Raw genomic sequence first — 18,083 nt, 5'->3', positions numbered from 1 at the left:
CCGTGGAGAACGACATGACTGCATCCTCCGAAGAGCTCGTCGAAGCCCTGCGGGAGTCCCTCAAGGAGAACGACCGGCTCTGGCAGCGCTACCAGGACCTCGTCACCGCGTCCCGGGAACCCGTCGCCGTCATCGGCATGGGCTGCCGCTTCCCCGGCGGCGCCACCACACCCGGGGCGCTGTGGGAGCTCGTCGCCGGTGAGCGGGAGGGCATCTCGCCGGTCCCCGAGGACCGCGGCTGGGACCTGAGCGCCCTCGGCGACACCACCGCCGTGGGAGGCTTCCTCCACGAGGCGCCCCTGTTCGACCCCGACCTGTTCGGCATCAGCCCGCGCGAGGCCCTCGCCATGGACCCGCAGCAGCGGCTGCTCCTGGAGACGTCCTGGGAGGCCCTGGAGAGCGCCGGGATCGACCCGCACACGCTGCGCGGCTCCCGCACCGGCGTCTTCTCGGGAGTCTCCGGCAACGGCTACGGCGGTCACCTCCACGAGGCCACCCCCGAGACCGAGGGCCACCTGCTCACCGGCAGCATCCCCAGCGTCGCCTCCGGCCGCGTCGCCTACACCCTCGGCCTGGAGGGCCCCGCCGTCACCGTCGACACCGCCTGCTCCTCCGCGCTCGTCGCCCTGCACCTGGCCTGCCAGGCCCTGCGGTCCGGCGAGTGCGACACGGCCCTGGCGGGCGGCGCGACCGTCATGGCGAACCCGGGCATGTTCCTGGAGTTCTCCCGGCAGGGCGGGCTCGCCTCCGACGGCCGCTGCAAGTCCTTCGCCGACGCCGCCGACGGCACCGGCTGGTCCGAGGGCGCCGGCGTCCTCGTACTGGAGCGGCTGTCCGACGCCCGCCGCAACGGCCACCCGATCCTGGCCGTCGTACGCGGCAGCGCCGTCAACCAGGACGGCGCCTCCAACGGGCTCACCGCCCCCAACGGCCCGTCCCAGCAGCGCGTCATCCGCCAGGCCCTGGAGGCCGCCGCCCTGTCCGCCGCCGACATCGACGCCGTGGAGGCACACGGCACCGGCACCCGGCTCGGCGACCCCGTCGAGGCACAGGCCCTGATGGCGGCCTACGGCCAGGACCGGGACGAACCGCTGTGGCTGGGGTCGGTGAAGTCCAACATCGGGCACACCCAGTCCGCCGCGGGCGTCGCCGGCCTCATCAAGACCGTCCTGGCCCTGCGCGCCGAACTGCTGCCCCGCTCCCTGCACTCCGACGAGCCGTCCTCCCACGTCGACTGGACCGCGGGTGCGGTCCGCCTGCTGACCGAGGCCCGCCCCTGGCCGCGCGGCGACCGCCCCCGCCGCGCCGGAGTCTCCGCCTTCGGCATCAGCGGCACCAACGCCCACGTCATCGTCGAGGAGGCCCCGGCCGCCGAGGACGCGGAACCCGAGCCGCGCACCGTGACCCGCCCGCCGGTCGTGCCGTGGGTGCTGTCCGCCCGCAGCCACGAAGCCCTCGGCGCCCAGGCCGCCCGCCTCGCCGGCCACCCCGGCGACCCCGCCGACATCGGCCTGTCCCTCGCCGCCGGCCGCGCCCGCCTCGACCACCGCGCCGTCGTCCTCGGCACCGGCCCGGACGAACTGCGCGAGCGCACCGCCGCCCTCGCCGGGCAGCTCCCCGACGCCGTGACGGGAACGGTCACCGACGGCCGCACCGCCTGGATGTTCACCGGCCAGGGCAGCCAACGCCCCGGCATGGGCCGCGAGTTGTACGACACCTACCCGGTGTTCGCGGCCGTCCTGGACGTCGTGTGCGAAACCCTCGACACCGCCCTCGCCGACGACCCCGGCTTCGAACTGCCCGTCCGCCAGGTCATGTTCGCCGCCGCCGGCAGCCCCGAAGCCGCCCTCCTGGACCGCACCGGATACGCGCAGACGGCCCTGTTCGCCCTGCAGATCGCCACCGTCGAACTGCTGCGCTCCTGGGGCACCACCCCCGACGTCGTCCTCGGCCACTCCGTCGGCGAGTACGCCGCCGCCTACGTCGCCGGCGTCCTCGACCTCGCCGACGCCGCCACCCTCGTCGCCGCCCGTGCCCGCCTGATGCAGGCCCTGCCCGAGGGCGGTGCCATGGCCGCAGTCGAGGCGGACGAGTCCGGCATCACGCCGCTGCTCGACACTCCGGACGTCACGGTCGCCGCCGTCAACGGCCCGACGTCCGTCGTCGTGTCGGGCACCGAGGAAGGCGTCGAACGCGTCATGGCCGCCGCCCGCGCCCAGGGCCGCCGCGTCACCCGGCTGCGCGTCTCGCACGCCTTCCACTCACCCCTCATGGCACCGGTCCAGGCCGAGTTCACCCGCATCGCCTCCGGCGTCACCCTCCGCCCGCCCACGCTCGCCGCCGTCAGCACGGTCACCGGCCGGGCCCTCGCCGACGGCGACTGGACCACCCCCGCCTACTGGGCCGACCAGATCGTCCGCCCCGTCCGCTTCCACGACGCCCTCACCACCGCCACCGGCCGCCAGTCCGCGAGCCGCCTGCTGGAGATCGGCCCCGACCCCGTCCTCACCGGCCTCGCCCGGACGGCCCTCGACACCGCCGCCGCGCCCGTCCTCCGCAAGGGCCACCCGGAACCCGAGTCGCTGCTCACCGCCCTCGCCGAGATGTACGTACGCGGGGCCACCGTCGGCTGGGCCGAGATGTTCCACGGCACCGGCGCCCGCCGCGTCGACCTGCCCACCTACGCCTTCCACCACCGCCGCTTCTGGCTGCGTCCCACCCGCACCGTCACCGACGCCGGCGGCCTCGGACTCGGCACCGTCGCACACCCGCTGCTCGGCGCCACCCTGCGCCCGGCCGGCACCGACACGGTCCTGCTCACCGCCGCCCTGTCGGCCGACACCCACCCCTGGCTCGCCGACCACACCGTCGCGGGACGGACCGTCGTCCCCGGCACCGCGCTGGTCGAACTCGCCGTCCAGGCAGGTGACCAGGCCGACTGCGGCACCCTCGCCGAACTCGCCCTGCACGCCCCGCTCGTCCTGCCCGAACACGGCACCGCCCACGTCCAGATCTCCGTCGAGCCCGGCACCCCGGACGGCACCCGCGGCCTGCGCATCCACGCCCGCCCCGACGACGCGCCCGCCGACACCCCCTGGACCCTGCACGCCACCGGCACCCTCGCCCCCGCCGGCCCGTCCCCGGACGGGAACCTGCGGGCCTGGCCCCCGGCCGGGGCCGAACCCCTCCCGCTCGACGGCCTCTACGAGCGGCTCGCCGAGGCGGGCCTCGACTACGGCCCGGCGTTCCGCGGACTGCGCGCCGCCTGGCGGCACGACACCGACCTGTACGCCGAGGCCGAACTGCCCGACACCACCGGCGACCCCACCGCCTTCGGCCTGCACCCCGCCCTCCTCGACACCGCCCTGCACACCCTCGCACTGGCACAACAGGACGCGGACCAGGCCCGGTTGCCGTTCCTGTGGTCCGGCGTCCGGCTGCACGCGGTGGGCGCGCGCAGCCTGCGCGTCCGCATCACCCCGCACGACGACGACACGGTGACGCTGTACGCGGCCGACGAGACCGGTGAGCCGGTCGCCGACGTGAACGGCCTGACACTGCGGCCGCTGTCCGGCATGGCGGACACCCGGCACCCGACCGGCGCAGGCAGCCTCTTCCGGCTGGAGTGGACCCCCGTCGACCTCCCGCCGGAGCCACGCGACGACACCGCCGAGCCCGCGTGGGCGGTGCTCACCGACGCCCCCACGGCCTGGGCCGCCCTTCCCGCCCACAGCGACCTCGACGCCCTCGTGGCCGCCCTCGACGCCGACCCGGACACGTCCGCGCCCCGCACCGTCCTCCTCCCCGTCACCGGGGACGGAACGGAGACCGTCACCGCGACCCTGCCCGTCGTGCAGCGCTGGGCCAGGGACGAGCGCTTCCGGCATTCACGCCTCGTACTGGTCACCACCGGCGCGGCCGGCGACGACGTCACCGACCCGGCGGGCGCCGCCGTCTGGGGCCTGATCCGCACCGCGGTCAACGAGCACCCCGACCGCTTCGCCGTCGCCGACACCGACGGCACCCCCGAGGCACACCGCACCCTCTGCGCCGCCCTCGCCGCCCTGGACGCGGACCAACTCCTCGTCCGCGGCGACCGGGTCCACGTACCCCGCATGACGCGCGTGACGCGACCGGCGGCGGACCCGCACCCCGCGCCCTGGCCGGAGTCGGGCACCGTGCTCGTCACCGGCGGAACCGGCGGCCTGGGCGCCGTCGTCGCCCGCCACCTCGTCACCGCCCACGGCGTACGCGACCTGCTGCTGCTCTCCCGGCGCGGCCCGCAGGCGCCCGGCGCCACCGAACTCGCCGCCGAACTCACGGAGGCCGGCGCCCGCGTGGCCGTCCTCGCCTGCGACGTCACCGACCGCGCCGCGCTGACGGCCGCACTGGACGGCGTACGGCTCGGCGGCGTCGTCCACGCGGCCGGCGTGCTCGCCGACGGACTGCTGGCCGACCTCACGCCGGACCGGCTGACCCACGTGCTCCACGCCAAGGCCACCTCCGCCCTGCACCTCCACGAACTGACCGCCGGCCAGGACCTGCGCGCCTTCGTACTGTTCTCGTCCGTGGCGGGCGTGCTCGGCAACCCCGGGCAGGCCGCCTACGCCGCCGCCAACACGGTCCTGGACGCCCTCGCGGTCGCCCGCCGCGCCCAGGGCATGCCTGCCGTGTCCCTGGCCTGGGGCATGTGGGAGACCGCCGACGGCATGGGGGGCCGGCTCGCGCAGGCCGACCTGGCCCGGCTGCGCCGCCAGGGCTTCCCGCCGCTGCCCACCGACGAGGCACTGACGCTGCTCGACGCGGCACTCCTGGCCGACGAACCCGTCACGGTACCCCTCGCCCTCGACACCACGGCCCTCGCCGCGCACCGCGAGACGATCCCCGCCGTCCTGCACGACCTGATCCCGACGGCCCGGCGTCGCGCCGCCGCCCGCACCGGCACCGACACCGGGAACGCCCTCGCACGCCGCCTGCGCACGCTTCCGCAGGACGAACAGGACCGGCTGCTGCTCGACCTCGTGCAGACGGCGGTCGGCGGAGTGCTCGGCCATCCCGGCAGTACGACCGTCGACCCCGGCCGCGCCTTCAAGGACCTCGGCTTCGACTCCCTCACCGCCGTCGATCTCCGCAACCGCCTCAAGACGGTCACCGGCCTTCACCTGCCCGCGACCCTCGTCTTCGACCGCCCGAGCCCGCTCGCCCTCACCGCCCACCTCCGCACGGAACTCCTCGGCGCCGCCGCCACGGAAACCACGGCCGCCCCCGGCCGAACCCCGGTAGGCCCGGACGAGCCCATCGCGATCGTCGGGATGGGGTGCCGTTTCCCGGGTGGGGTGGATTCGCCGGAGGCGTTGTGGGAGTTGGTGGCGTCGGGGGGTGAGGGGGTCTCGGGGTTCCCGGTCGACCGGGGCTGGGATCTGGCGGGGTTGTTCGGTGATACGGGGCCGGGCACGTCGTCCGCGCGGGAGGGTGGTTTCCTGCATGACGCGGCGGAGTTCGATGCGGGGTTGTTCGGGATCAGTCCGCGTGAGGCCCTCGCCATGGATCCGCAGCAGCGGTTGCTGCTGGAGACGTCGTGGGAGGCGCTGGAGCGGGCGGGTGTGGACCCGCTGTCGCTGCGGGGTTCGCGGACGGGTGTGTTCGCCGGCCTGATGTACCACGACTACCACGCGCGACTGCACAGCGTGCCCAGCGAGGTCGAAGGCCTCCTCGCCAACGGCAATGCGGGCAGCGTGTTCTCGGGTCGTGTGGCGTATGTGTTCGGGTTCGAGGGGCCTGCGGTGACGGTGGACACGGCGTGTTCGTCGTCGCTGGTGGCTTTGCATCTGGCGTGTCAGTCGTTGCGGTCGGGGGAGTGTGACGCGGCGTTGGCGGGTGGTGTGACGGTGATGGCCACGCCGGCGACGTTCGTGGAGTTCTCGCGGCAGGGTGGGTTGGCGTCGGACGGTCGGTGCAAGGCGTTCGGGGAGGGTGCGGACGGTACGGGCTGGTCCGAGGGTGCGGGTGTTTTGGTGCTGATGCGGTTGAGTGAGGCGCGTCGGCTGGGCAGGCCGGTGCTGGCGGTGGTGCGGGGCAGCGCGGTCAACCAGGACGGGGCGTCGAACGGGCTGACCGCTCCGAACGGGCCGTCGCAGCAACGCGTCATCCGACAGGCCCTGGCGAACGCCCGGCTGGCACCGTCGGACGTGGACGCCGTGGAGGCACACGGCACCGGGACCCGGCTCGGCGACCCCATCGAGGCGCAGGCCCTCCTCGCCACCTACGGGCGGGAGGACCGGGACGAACCCCTGTGGCTGGGCGCGGTGAAGTCCAACCTCGGGCACACCCAGGCCGCGGCGGGAGCGGCCGGTGTCATCAAGATGGTGATGGCCCTTCGCGCCGAGCGCCTGCCGCGCACCCTGCACGCCGACGAGCCGTCGTCGCACGTGGACTGGTCGTCGGGGGCGGTGGAGCTGCTGACCCAGGAGCGGGCGTGGCGGCGTGGTGAACGGCCGCGGCGGGCCGGTGTGTCGTCCTTCGGTATCAGCGGCACCAACGCCCACGTGATCATCGAGGAGCCCCCGGCCTCGCGTGAGGTGCGGCCGGGTCCTGCGGGTGCGGGGTTGCCGGTCGTGCCGTGGGTGGTGTCGGCGCGCGGGGCGGAGGCGTTGCGGGCGCAGTCGGAGCGGCTCGCGTCGGTGGACGCGGACCCGCTGGACGTCGGCCTGTCGCTGGCGGCCACGCGTGCCGCGCTGGAGCACCGGGCGGTGGTGCTCGGCGGGGACCTGCCCGGTCTGCGTGCGGGACTCGCCGAGCCGACCGTCACGGGATCGGTGGTGGACGGGCGCACGGCCTGGATGTTCACCGGCCAGGGCAGTCAACGCCCCGGCATGGGACGGGAGTTGTACGAGGCGTTCCCCGCGTTCGCCGCCGCGCTCGACGAGGTGTGCGAGCTGCTGGACGCGGAGCTGGGTCTCGAACGTCCCTTGAAGGAGGCGCTCTTCGAGGACTCCCGCGCCGGGGCGCTGGACGACACCGGATACGCGCAGCCGGCCCTCTTCGCCGTCCAGGTGGCGCTGGTGGCGCTGCTGCGGTCGTGGGGGATGGCTCCGGAGGTCGTACTGGGGCACTCGGTCGGCGAGTTCGCCGCCGCTCATGCCGCCGGGGTGTTCGACCTGTCCGAAGCGGTACGTCTGGTGGCGGCCCGCGCCCGGCTGATGCGGGCGCTGCCCGAGGGCGGCGCGATGGCCGCCGTGGAGGCCGACGAGGCGGAGGTGACCGGCCGGCTGCCGGACGGCGCGGTGATCGCCGCGGTCAACGGACCGACGTCCGTGGTGGTCTCGGGCGATGAGGACGCCGTCGAGGCGGTGCTGGAGCGGGCGCGTGCGGCGGGCCGCCGGGCCACGCGGCTGCGCGTCTCGCACGCTTTCCACTCGCCCCTGATGGAACCCGTCCTCGCGGGGTTCACCGAGGTCGCCTCCCAGGTGACCTACCGACCTCCTCGGGTGGCTGCCGTGAGCACCGTGACCGGCGCGGCACTGGACCAGGACGACTGGACGACACCCGCCTACTGGGCCGAGCAGATCGTGCGGCCGGTCCGCTTCCACGACGCGCTCGGCGCGGCGGCCTCCCAGGGCGCGAACCGCTTCCTGGAGATCGGCCCCGACCCGGTCCTGACCGCCCTGGCCGCCGACGCCCCGGTCGCCGCGGCCACCCTCCGCACGGACCGTCCCGAACCGGAGGCCCTGCTCACGGCCGTCGCCGAACTCTTCGTACGCGGGACCCGCGTCGACTGGGCGGCCGTGTTCGACGGTACGGGGGCGCGGGAGGTGCCCCTGCCGACGTACGCCTTCCAGCGGCGCCGCTACTGGCTCGACGCGCCGCGTACGGCCGTGGACGCCGGTGGCCTGGGACTGACGGCGGCCGAACACCCGCTGCTGGGCGCGGCCGTGCCGGTCGCCGGTTCGGACGCCGTGCTGCTGACGGCCAGGCTGTCCGTCGCCGATCACCCGTGGCTCGCCGACCACGTGGTGGCCGGTTCGGTGATCGTGCCGGGCACGGCGCTGCTGGAACTGGCCCTGGCCGCAGCCGACCGCGTCGGCTGCGACCGCGTCGACGATCTCACCCTCCAGGCGCCCCTCGTCCTCCCCGAGACGGACGCCGTCCAGATACAGCTCGGCATCGAGGCCCCCGACGCCGCCGGCCGGCGACCGCTCAGCGTGTACGGACGCGCCGACACGACCACCGACGACCACTGGACACTGCACGCGACGGGCGTCCTGGCGCCGGGCGCGTCCGGGGCCCAGCCGGACTGGGACCTGCGGGCGTGGCCTCCGGAAGGGGCCGATCGGGTCGAAGTGGGCGGACTGTACGAGCGGTTGGGGTCGGCGGGCCTGTCGTACGGTCCGGCGTTCCGGGGGCTGCGGGAGGTGTGGCGGTCCGGCGACGACGAGTGGTTCGTGGCGGCGGCGCTGCCGGACTCCGTGGCGGGCGGCACCGCGGGGTTCGGTGTGCACCCGGCGCTGCTGGACGCGGTGCTGCACGTCCTGGGGCTGTGGGAGCGGGACGGTTCGCAGGCGTCGCTGCCGTTCCTGTGGTCGGGGGTCGAGCTCACGGCCACGGGAGCGTCCTCGGTACGGGTCCGGGTCTCGCGGCAGGGCGAGGACGCCGTCGCGCTCCGCGTCGCCGACGCCACGGGCGCACCCGTGGCCGGCATCGAGTCCCTGCTCCTGCGGCCGGTGACGGCCACCGCGTCGGCAGCCGCCACGGCCGTACGTAACAGCCTGTTCAGGCTCGACTGGGTGCCCCTGCCGGACATCGCCCCCGGCTCGACCGAGGCGTGGGCGGTGCTCGGCACACCCCCGCCGACGCTGGACGGCCGGGTCCGCCACTACGACGACCTGACCGCGCTCACGGACGCGCTGAACGCCGACGACGCGCCCGGCACCGTGCTCGTTCCCGTACGTACCGCCGGACGCGCCGTGACCGACGTGGCTGCCGAGACACTCGCCCTCGTGCGGGGTTGGCTCGCCGAACCCCGGCCGACCGGGGCCCGTCTCGTGTTCGTCACGTCGGGCGCGGTCGGCACCGAGGCCACGGACCTCGCCGGGGCCGCCGTGTGGGGACTGGTGCGCTCCGCCGCGAGCGAGCACCCGGGGCGCTTCGCCCTCGCGGACCTGGACGCCTCGGCGCAGTCGTACGACGCCCTGGCCGGCTGCCTCGGCTCCCACGGCGAACTCCTCGTCCGGGACGGCCGGGTACGCGTCCCGCGCCTCGTCCGGGCGGCGACCGACGACGTGCTGCTCCCGCCGGACGGCGCGGGCGGCGGCTGGCGGATGGACGTCGTCGCCAAGGGCCGCCTGGACGGTGTCGCGCTGGTCCCGGAGGAGCCGCGCCCGCTCGGGCCCGGCGAGGTCCGCATCGCCGTGCGCGCGACGGGTGTCAACTTCCGCGACGTGCTCAACGTCCTCGGCATGTACCCCGGCGACGCCGGCCGCCTCGGATACGAGGGCGCCGGAGTCGTCCTGGAGGCCGGTCCCGGAGTTGCGGAACTGGCCGTCGGCGACCGGGTGATGGGCCTGCTGGACGGGGGGTTCGGACCGACCGCGGTGACCGACGCCCGGCTGCTGGCCCGGATGCCCGGAACCTGGACGTTCGAGCAGGCCGCATCCGTGCCGATCGTGTTCCTGACCGCGTACTACGCCCTGGTCGACCTGGCCGGTCTGCGGGCGGGCGAGTCGGTGCTGATCCACGCGGCGGCCGGCGGCGTCGGCATGGCGGCCGTGCAGCTGGCCCGCCACCTGGGCGGCCGGGTGCATGCGACGGCCAGTGAGCCGAAGTGGCCGGTGGTGCGGGACCTCGGTGTCCCGGACGACCGGATCGCCTCGTCGCGCACCACCGAGTTCGAGGAGCGCTTCCGGCCGGGCGTGGACGTGGTCCTGGACTCCCTGGCGGGGGAGTTCGTGGACGCGTCGTTGCGGTTGGTGCGTCCTGGCGGCCGGTTCGTGGAGATGGGCAAGACCGACGTCCGGGACGCGGAGGAGGTGCTGGCCGAGTACGGGGTGTCGTACACCGCGTTCGACCTCATGGACGCGGGCCCGGACCGGATCGCCGCCATGTGGGCCGCCCTGTTGGACCTCTTCGAGCGGGGCGCGCTGCGGCCCAGCCCGGTCACCGCCTACGGGATCGCGCGGGCGCCGGAGGCCCTGCGCCTGCTGGGGCAGGCCAAGCACGTCGGGAAGGTGGTCGTCTCGGTTCCGGCTCCGTGGCAGGGGCCGGGGACGGTGCTGATCACGGGTGGTACGGGTGGGCTGGGTGCTGAGGTGGCCCGGCATTTGGTGAGTCGGCATGGTGTGCGGGATCTGTTGCTGGTGTCCCGGCGTGGGCCCGAGGCGCCGGGTGCGTCCGAACTCGCGGCGGAGCTGGAGGGGTTGGGCGCCCGGGTGGCCGTTGAGGCCTGTGACGTCACCGACCGCGAAGCCCTGGCCCGCATCCTGGAGGGCGTCCGGCTGAGCGCTGTCGTCCATGCGGCCGGTGTCCTGGACGACGGTCTGATCGCGGACCTGACTCCGGAGCGGCTGGCGCGTGTCCTCGCCGCGAAGGCGGAATCGGCGCTTCACCTGCATGAGCTCACCCGTGGCCATGATCTGTCGGCGTTTGTGTTGTTCTCGTCCTTCGCGGGCGTGGTCGGGAACGTCGGTCAGGCCGCGTACGCCGCCGCGAACAACGTCCTGGATGCCCTGGCCGTGTCCCGCCGCGCTGCGGGTCTGCCCGGTGTGTCGTTGGCGTGGGGTATGTGGGAGACCGCCGAGGGCATGGGCGGCACGCTCGCCAAGGCCGAGCTGGACCGGATGGCCGGCCAGGGCTTCCCCGCCCTCGCGACCGGTCACGGCCTCGCCCTCCTTGATGCCGCCCTGCTCCTCGACGAGCCGGTCGCCGTCCCCGTGGCCCTGCGTATGCCGGCGCTCGCCGAGGCCGGGCGTGACGCGCTGTCCGCCGTGCTGCACCAGCTCGTGCCCGCGAGCAGACGACGCCGTGAGGCACGGCAGCCGGACGACGCCGGCGGAGAAGGACTGGCCGCGCGGCTGCGTGGGCTGCCGCCCGAGGAACAGGAGAGGGCGCTCCTCGACACCGTGCGGGGGCAGGCCGCCGCCGTGCTCGGGCACACCTCGGGCGGGGCGATCGACGCGTCCCGCGCCTTCAAGGAACTCGGCTTCGACTCGCTCACCGCCGTCGACCTGCGCAACCGTCTGCGATCCGCGACCGGCGTCGCCCTGCCCGCCAGCCTCGTCTTCGACCACCCCAGCCCGGCCGCCCTCGCCGCGTTCCTCCGCGGCCGACTGCTGGGCGACGACGAGGCCACCGACAGGCCGGCGCCGGCGACGGCGCCGGCCGGGGCCGACGAGCCCATCGCCGTCGTCGGCATGGGGTGCCGCTTCCCCGGCGGCGTCGACTCGCCCGAGGCGCTGTGGAAGCTGGTCGTGTCCGGCGGCGACGCGATCACGCCGTTCCCGGCGGACCGGGGCTGGGACGCCCGCGCCCTGGAAGGCATCGCGGCCGTCGGCGGGTTCGTCGCGGGCGCCGGGCACTTCGACGCCGAACTGTTCGGCATCTCACCCCGCGAGGCACTCGCCATGGACCCGCAGCAGCGGCTGCTCCTGGAGACCGCCTGGGAGGCGCTGGAACGCGCCGGCATCGACCCGACGTCGCTGCGCGGCTCGGCGACCGGCGTCTTCGCGGGCGTGTCCGGCAACGGCTACGGCGGTCACCTCCACGAGGCGAACGCCGAGACCGAGGGCTACCTGCTGACCGGCAGCACCCCGAGCGTCGCCTCGGGACGGCTGTCGTACGTGTTCGGCCTGGAGGGACCGGCCGTCTCCGTCGACACGGCCTGCTCGTCCGCGCTGGTCGCCCTGCACCTGGCCTGCCAGGCGCTGCGGAGTGGCGAGTGCTCGCTGGCGCTGGCGGGCGGCGCGACCGTCATGGCGAACCCGGGCATGTTCCTGGAGTTCTCCCGGCAGGGCGGGCTCGCCTCCGACGGCCGGTGCAAGTCCTTCGCCGACGCCGCCGACGGCACCGGCTGGGCCGAGGGCGCGGGCATGATCGTCGTGGAGCGGCTGTCCGACGCCCGCCGCAACGGCCACCCCGTGCTGGCCGTCGTACGCGGCAGCGCGGTCAACCAGGACGGCGCCTCCAACGGGCTCACCGCCCCGAACGGGCCGTCCCAGCAGCGCGTCATCCGTCAGGCGCTCGCCGCCGCCCGGCTGGAACCCTCCGAGGTGGACGCCGTGGAGGCACACGGCACCGGGACCCGGCTCGGCGACCCCATCGAGGCGCAGGCCCTGCTCGCCACCTACGGGCAGGCGCGCAGCGGCGACGATCCGCTGTGGCTCGGGTCGGTGAAGTCGAACCTGGGCCACCCGCAGGCGGCGGCCGGTGTCGCCGGTCTCGTGAAGATGGTGATGGCCCTGCGGGAGGAAGTCCTCCCGCGCACCCTGCACGCCGAGGAGCGGACCGCCCACGTGGACTGGTCGTCGGGGGCGGTGGAACTGCTGACCCAGGAGCGGGCGTGGCCGCGTGGTGAACGGCCGCGCCGGGCCGGTGTGTCGTCCTTCGGTATCAGCGGCACCAACGCCCACGTGATCATCGAGGAAACCCCGGCCTCGCGTGAGGTGCGGCCGGGTCCTGCGGGTGCGGGGTTGCCGGTCGTGCCGTGGGTGGTGTCGGCGCGCGGGGCGGAGGCGTTGCGGGCGCAGTTGGAGCGGCTCGCGTCGGTGGACGCGGACCCGCTGGACGTCGGCCTGTCGCTGGCGGCCACGCGTGCCGTGCTGGAGCACCGGGCGGTGGTGCTCGGCGGGGACCTGCCCGGTCTGCGTGCGGGACTCGCCGAGCCGACCGTCACGGGATCGGTGGTGGACGGGCGCACGGCGTGGATGTTCACCGGCCAGGGCAGTCAACGCCCCGGCATGGGACGGGAGTTGTACGAGGCGTTCCCCGCGTTCGCCGCCGCGCTCGACGAGGTGTGCGAGCTGCTGGACGCCGAACTGGCGGACCACAGCGGCTTCGGCACGCCCGTCCGCGACGTCATGTTCGCCGACGAGGACAGCCCGGCGGCGACGCTAGTGGACCGCACCGGCTACGCGCAGACGACCCTCTTCGCTCTCCAGGTCGCCTCCGTTGCGCTGCTGCGGTCGTGGGGCGCCCAGGCGGACGTGGTGCTCGGTCACTCCGTCGGTGAGTTCGCCGCCGCCCACGTGGCCGGGGTCTTCGAACTCGCGGACGCGGCGCGGCTGGTGGCGGCCCGTGCCCGGCTGATGCAGGCGCTTCCCGAGGGCGGGGCGATGGCTGCGGTGGAGGCGGACGAGGCGGAAGTCGCCGAACTGCTCAGGGGTACGGAGGATGTGGCGGTCGCGGCTGTCAACGGGCCGCAGGCCACGGTGGTTTCGGGTACGGAGGCCGGTGTCGAGCGTGTGATGGCAGCCGTAGCCGGGCGTGGCCGTCGGATCACCCGGCTGCGCGTCTCGCACGCCTTCCATTCCCCGTTGATGGAGCCGATGCTCGCCGAGTTCGCCGGGATCGCCGCCGGCATCGACTACCGCCGGCCGACCATGGCCGCCGTCAGCACCCTGACCGGTGCGGCACTCTCCGACGGCGACTGGACGACCCCCGACTACTGGGTACGGCAGATCCGGCAGCCCGTGCGGTTCCACGACGCCGTCACCGAGACCGTGACCGCACAGGGCGCGGTCCGGCTCCTGGAGATCGGCCCCGACCCGGTGCTCACCAGCCGCGTCGAACCCGCCGCCGACCGCACGGCCGTGTCCGTGCTGCGCGCGGGCCGCCCCGAGGCCGAGACGTTCCTCGGAGCCGTCGCCGAACTGTTCGTCCGCGGTGCCGCCGTCGACTGGGCGGCCGTCTTCGCCGGCACCGGAGCACGGCCGGTGGAACTGCCCACGTACGCCTTCCAGCGGCAACGGTTCTGGCTGCGGCCCGGCCGCTCCCGGACCGACGCCGACGGGCTCGGCCTCGACACCGCCGGACATCCGCTGCTCGGCGCCGCCGTCCCCGTCGCCGGGTCCGACGCGCTGCTGCTCACCGCACGGCTGTCCGCGACCGGTCACCCGTGGCTGGCCGACCACGTCGTCGCCGGGCGCGTCGTGGTGCCCGGAACGGCGCTCCTCGAACTCGCCGTCCAGGCCGGTGACCACGTCGGCTGCGAGTACCTCGCCGAACTCGTCCTGGGGGCGCCGCTGGTCCTCCCCGAGGACGGCGCCGTACAGATCCAGATCGCCGTCGACCCGCCGCAGGAGACGGACACCGGCGCGGCACCGCGCGCCCTGCGCATCCACGCCCGCCCCGACGCCGCCCCCGTCGGCACACCCTGGACCCTGCACGCCACCGCCACCCTCACCACCCGGGCCACCGAACCCGACTGGAACCTGCGGGCCTGGCCGCCCACCGGCGCCGAACCGCTGCCCCGCGACGGACAGCTCGACGGCCTCTACGAGCGACTGGCCGCCGCCGGACTGGCCTACGGGCCGACGTTCCGCGGCCTCACCCGGGCGTGGCGGCACGGCGAGGACCTGTACGTGGAGGCCGCGCTGCCGGAGTCGGACGCCACGGCACGGGCCGCCGAGTTCGCCCTGCACCCGGCGCTGCTGGACAGCGTCCTGCACGCGCTCGGCCTGCGCACCCCGGACAGCGGCGAGGCACTGCTGCCGTTCCTGTGGTCCGGCGTGTCGCTCACGGCCGTCGGCGCCACGGCCGTACGGGCCCACCTCGCGCCCACCGGCGAGGGCGAGTTCACCCTGCGCGTGGCCGATCCCGCCGGCGAACCCGTCGCCGCCGTCCAGTCGCTGCTGCTGCGGCCGGTGTCCGCCGCCGGCATCCGGGCGCCCGGTGCCTCCGACAACCTGTACCGGACGGAGTGGGTGGCCGCGCCCCACTGCCCGGACGCAGACGAACCGCTCCCCGCCCGCCGTTGGGCCCTGCTCTCGCCCGACGCACGGGCCGGGGACCCGTGGTCTGCCGCCGGCGTGCCCGTGACCCACCACCGCGACCTGGACGCCCTGATCGCCGCGCTGGACGCGGGCGCCGAGGTGCCGGACGTGGTCGTCCTGGGTGTGCCGGGGGCCGGGTCGGGGGCGGTGCCAGGACCGGCGGTACGGGACGCGGGGCGGGGCGCAATCCCCCTGTCCGGGCAGGCCCCGTCGTCCGTGCCCGACCTGTTGTCCGAGCCGGAACCGCCGTCCGTGCCCGACCTGTTGTCCGAGCCGGAACCGCCGTCCGTGCCGGACCCGTCGTCCAAGCCGGAACCGCCGTCCGTGCCGGACCCGTCGTCCAAGCCGGAACCGCCGTCCGTGCCGGACCCGTCGTCCATGACGGGTGCCCTGTCCGGTGCGGGTGGATCGGCCGGGATGATCACCGGCAACTCTGGTGAAGTCCTGGGTGGGATTGCTGATCTCCTGGGTGCCATGCGGACCTGGCTGGCGGACGAGCGCCTCACCGGATCGCGTCTGGTCGTCACGACCACCGACGCGATGCCGGTCGGGGCTGCCCACCGCACGGCGGGGACCGGCACGCACCTGACCGGCGCCGGTGCCTGGGGCCTGGTGCGCTCGGCGATGAGCGAGCACCCCGGCCGGTTCGTCCTGGCCGACCTGGACGGCGACCCCGCGTCCCACCGGACGCTCGCCCGCCGACTGGCCGCCGGCGAGGAACCCCAGCTCGCCCTGCGCGAGGGACGGGCCTGGCTGCCCCGCCTGACACGGATGGCGTCCGACGACGTGCTGGTGCCGCCCGCCGGCGCGGGCGACGCGTGGCGACTGGACGTCGTCACCGAAGGGCGCCTGGACGGGGTAGCGCTCGTCCCCGAGGCTCCCCGCCCGCTGGCACCGGGCCAGGTCCGCGTCGCGGTCCGGGCGGTCGGCGTCAACTTCCGCGACGTGCTCAACGTCCTCGGCACCTACCCCGGCGACGCCGGCCGCCTCGGCTACGAGGGCGCCGGTGTGATCACCGAAATCGCTCCGGACGTCACCGGCCTCGCGGTCGGCGACCGGGTGATGGGCCTGCTGTGCGGGGCGTTCGGGCCGTCCGCCGTGACCGACGCGCACCTGCTGGCCCGCGTGCCGAAGGGCTGGACGTTCGAGCAGGCCGCGTCGGTGCCCGTGGTGTTCCTCACCGCGTACTACGCCCTGGTCGACCTGGCCGGCCTGCGGGCGGGCGAGTCGGTGCTGATCCACGCGGCGGCCGGCGGCGTCGGCATGGCGGCCGTGCAGGTAGCCCAGTACCTGGGCGCCGAGGTGTACGCCACGGCGAGCGAGCCGAAGTGGCCGGTGGTGCGGGAGCTGGGCGTGGCCGAGGACCGGATCGCCTCGTCCCGGACCACCGAGTTCGAGAAGCGGTTCCAGCCCGGCGTCGACGTCGTCCTGGACTCCCTCGTGGGCGAGTTCGTGGACGCGTCGTTGCGGTTGGTGCGTCCCGGCGGCCGGTTCGTGGAGATGGGCAAGACCGATGTCCGGGACGCCGAGCGGGTGCGTACCGAGTACGGGGTGTCGTACACCGCGTTCGACCTCATGGACGCGGGCCCGGAGCGGATCGCCGCCATGTGGGCCGCACTCCTGGACCTCTTCGAGCAGGGCGCGCTGCGGCCGATCACGGTCACCGGGTACGACATCGCGCGGTCCGGTGCGGCCCTGCGGCTGCTGGGCCAGGCCAAGCACGTCGGCAAGGTCGTCGTGTCCCTGCCCGCCCCGTGGCAGAAGCCCGGCACGGTACTGATCACCGGTGGTACGGGTGGTCTGGGCGCGGAGGTGGCCCGGCATCTGGTGACCCGGCACGGCGTACGGGACCTGCTGCTGGTCTCCCGGCGCGGCCCCGGGGCACCGGGCGCCGGCGAACTCGCCGCCGACCTCACCGCGTTGGGCGCCTGTGTGCGCGTCGAGGCGTGCGACGTGGCCGACCGGGCCGCGCTGGCCGCCGTACTGGACGGCGTCCGGCTGAGCGGCGTCGTACACGCCGCCGGTGTCCTCGACGACGGTCTGGTCGGCACGCTGACACCAAAACGGCTGGCGCGAGTGCTGTCGGCGAAGGCGGAGTCGGCGCTGCACCTGCACGAGCTGACCTCCGGCCAGGACCTGGGCGCCTTCGTGCTGTTCTCGTCGTTCGCCGGGGTGGTGGGCAACGCCGGACAGGCCGCCTACGCCGCCGCCAACAGCGTGCTGGACGCCCTCGCCGTCGCCCGCCGCGCCCAGGGCATGCCTGCCGTGTCCCTGGCCTGGGGCATGTGGGACACCGCGGACGGCATGGGCGGCCGGCTGGCGGAGGCCGAGGTGGCGCGGCTGCGCCGGCAGGGCTTCCCGCCACTGGCCACCGACGAGGCACTCGCCCTGCTGGACACCGCGCTGCTCGTCAATGAGCCGACCGCCGTTCCCGTCGACCTCCGTACGTCCGTGCCGGCCGAACGGCGCGACCAGGTGCCGTGGCTGTTGCGGGACCTGATGCCGGCCGGGGCACGGCGACGCGCGGCGACCACGACCGTCATCGGCGGCGACGGGCTGACGGAACGGCTGCGCGGGCTGGGCCCGGTGGAGCGGGACCGGGTGCTGCTGGACGTGGTCCAGTCGCAGGTCGCGGCCGTCCTCGGACACGCCTCCGCCGGCTCCGTCGACCCGTCCCGCGCCTTCAAGGAACTCGGCTTCGACTCGCTCACGGCGGTCGACCTGCGCAACCGCCTCAACTCCGTGACGGGTCTGCAACTGACCGCCGGCCTCGTCTTCGACCACCCCACCGTCGCCGACCTCGCCGCCCACCTGCGCACCGAACTGGACCGCGTCGAGGGCGGCGACACGCCGGGCCTCGCCGACCTGGACCGGCTGGAGACAGCCGTGTTCGCCCTGGCCGACCGGGACGGAGGGGCACGCAGGGAGATGCGCGAGCGCCTCCGGGCCATGATGGCGCGCCTCGACGACGAACCCGGCGCCGCCGGAACCGAGCAGGACAACGACGACATCGACTCCGCCTCCCTGGACTCGATGTTCGCGATCATCGACCGGGAACTCGAGGGATGACGCCGCACCCCGGCGTCCCCCTCACGTGACAAA

General features: G+C 75.0%; 1 protein-coding gene. It reads left to right on the top strand.

The window, feature by feature from the left end; translation table 11 throughout:
• Positions 1 to 14 precede the first annotated feature (14 nt).
• Positions 15 to 18,050, top strand: coding sequence for a type I polyketide synthase (locus tag QC282_RS02550; protein WP_279547494.1), 18,036 nt, complete (start codon positions 15 to 17; stop codon positions 18,048 to 18,050).
• The last annotated feature ends 33 nt before the right edge of the window (positions 18,051 to 18,083 follow it).

Origin of the sequence: Streptomyces sp. DH24 (assembly GCF_029813775.1) — a bacterium.
Taxonomy (GTDB): domain Bacteria; phylum Actinomycetota; class Actinomycetes; order Streptomycetales; family Streptomycetaceae; genus Streptomyces.
This window is presented reverse-complemented; position numbering and strand designations above follow the sequence as displayed.

What these genes read in the sequence shown, in the direction of transcription:
- QC282_RS02550 (WP_279547494.1), top strand. Translation starts at nt 15, where the DNA reads ATGACTGCATCCTCCGAAGAGCTCGTCGAAGCCCTGCGGGAGTCCCTC.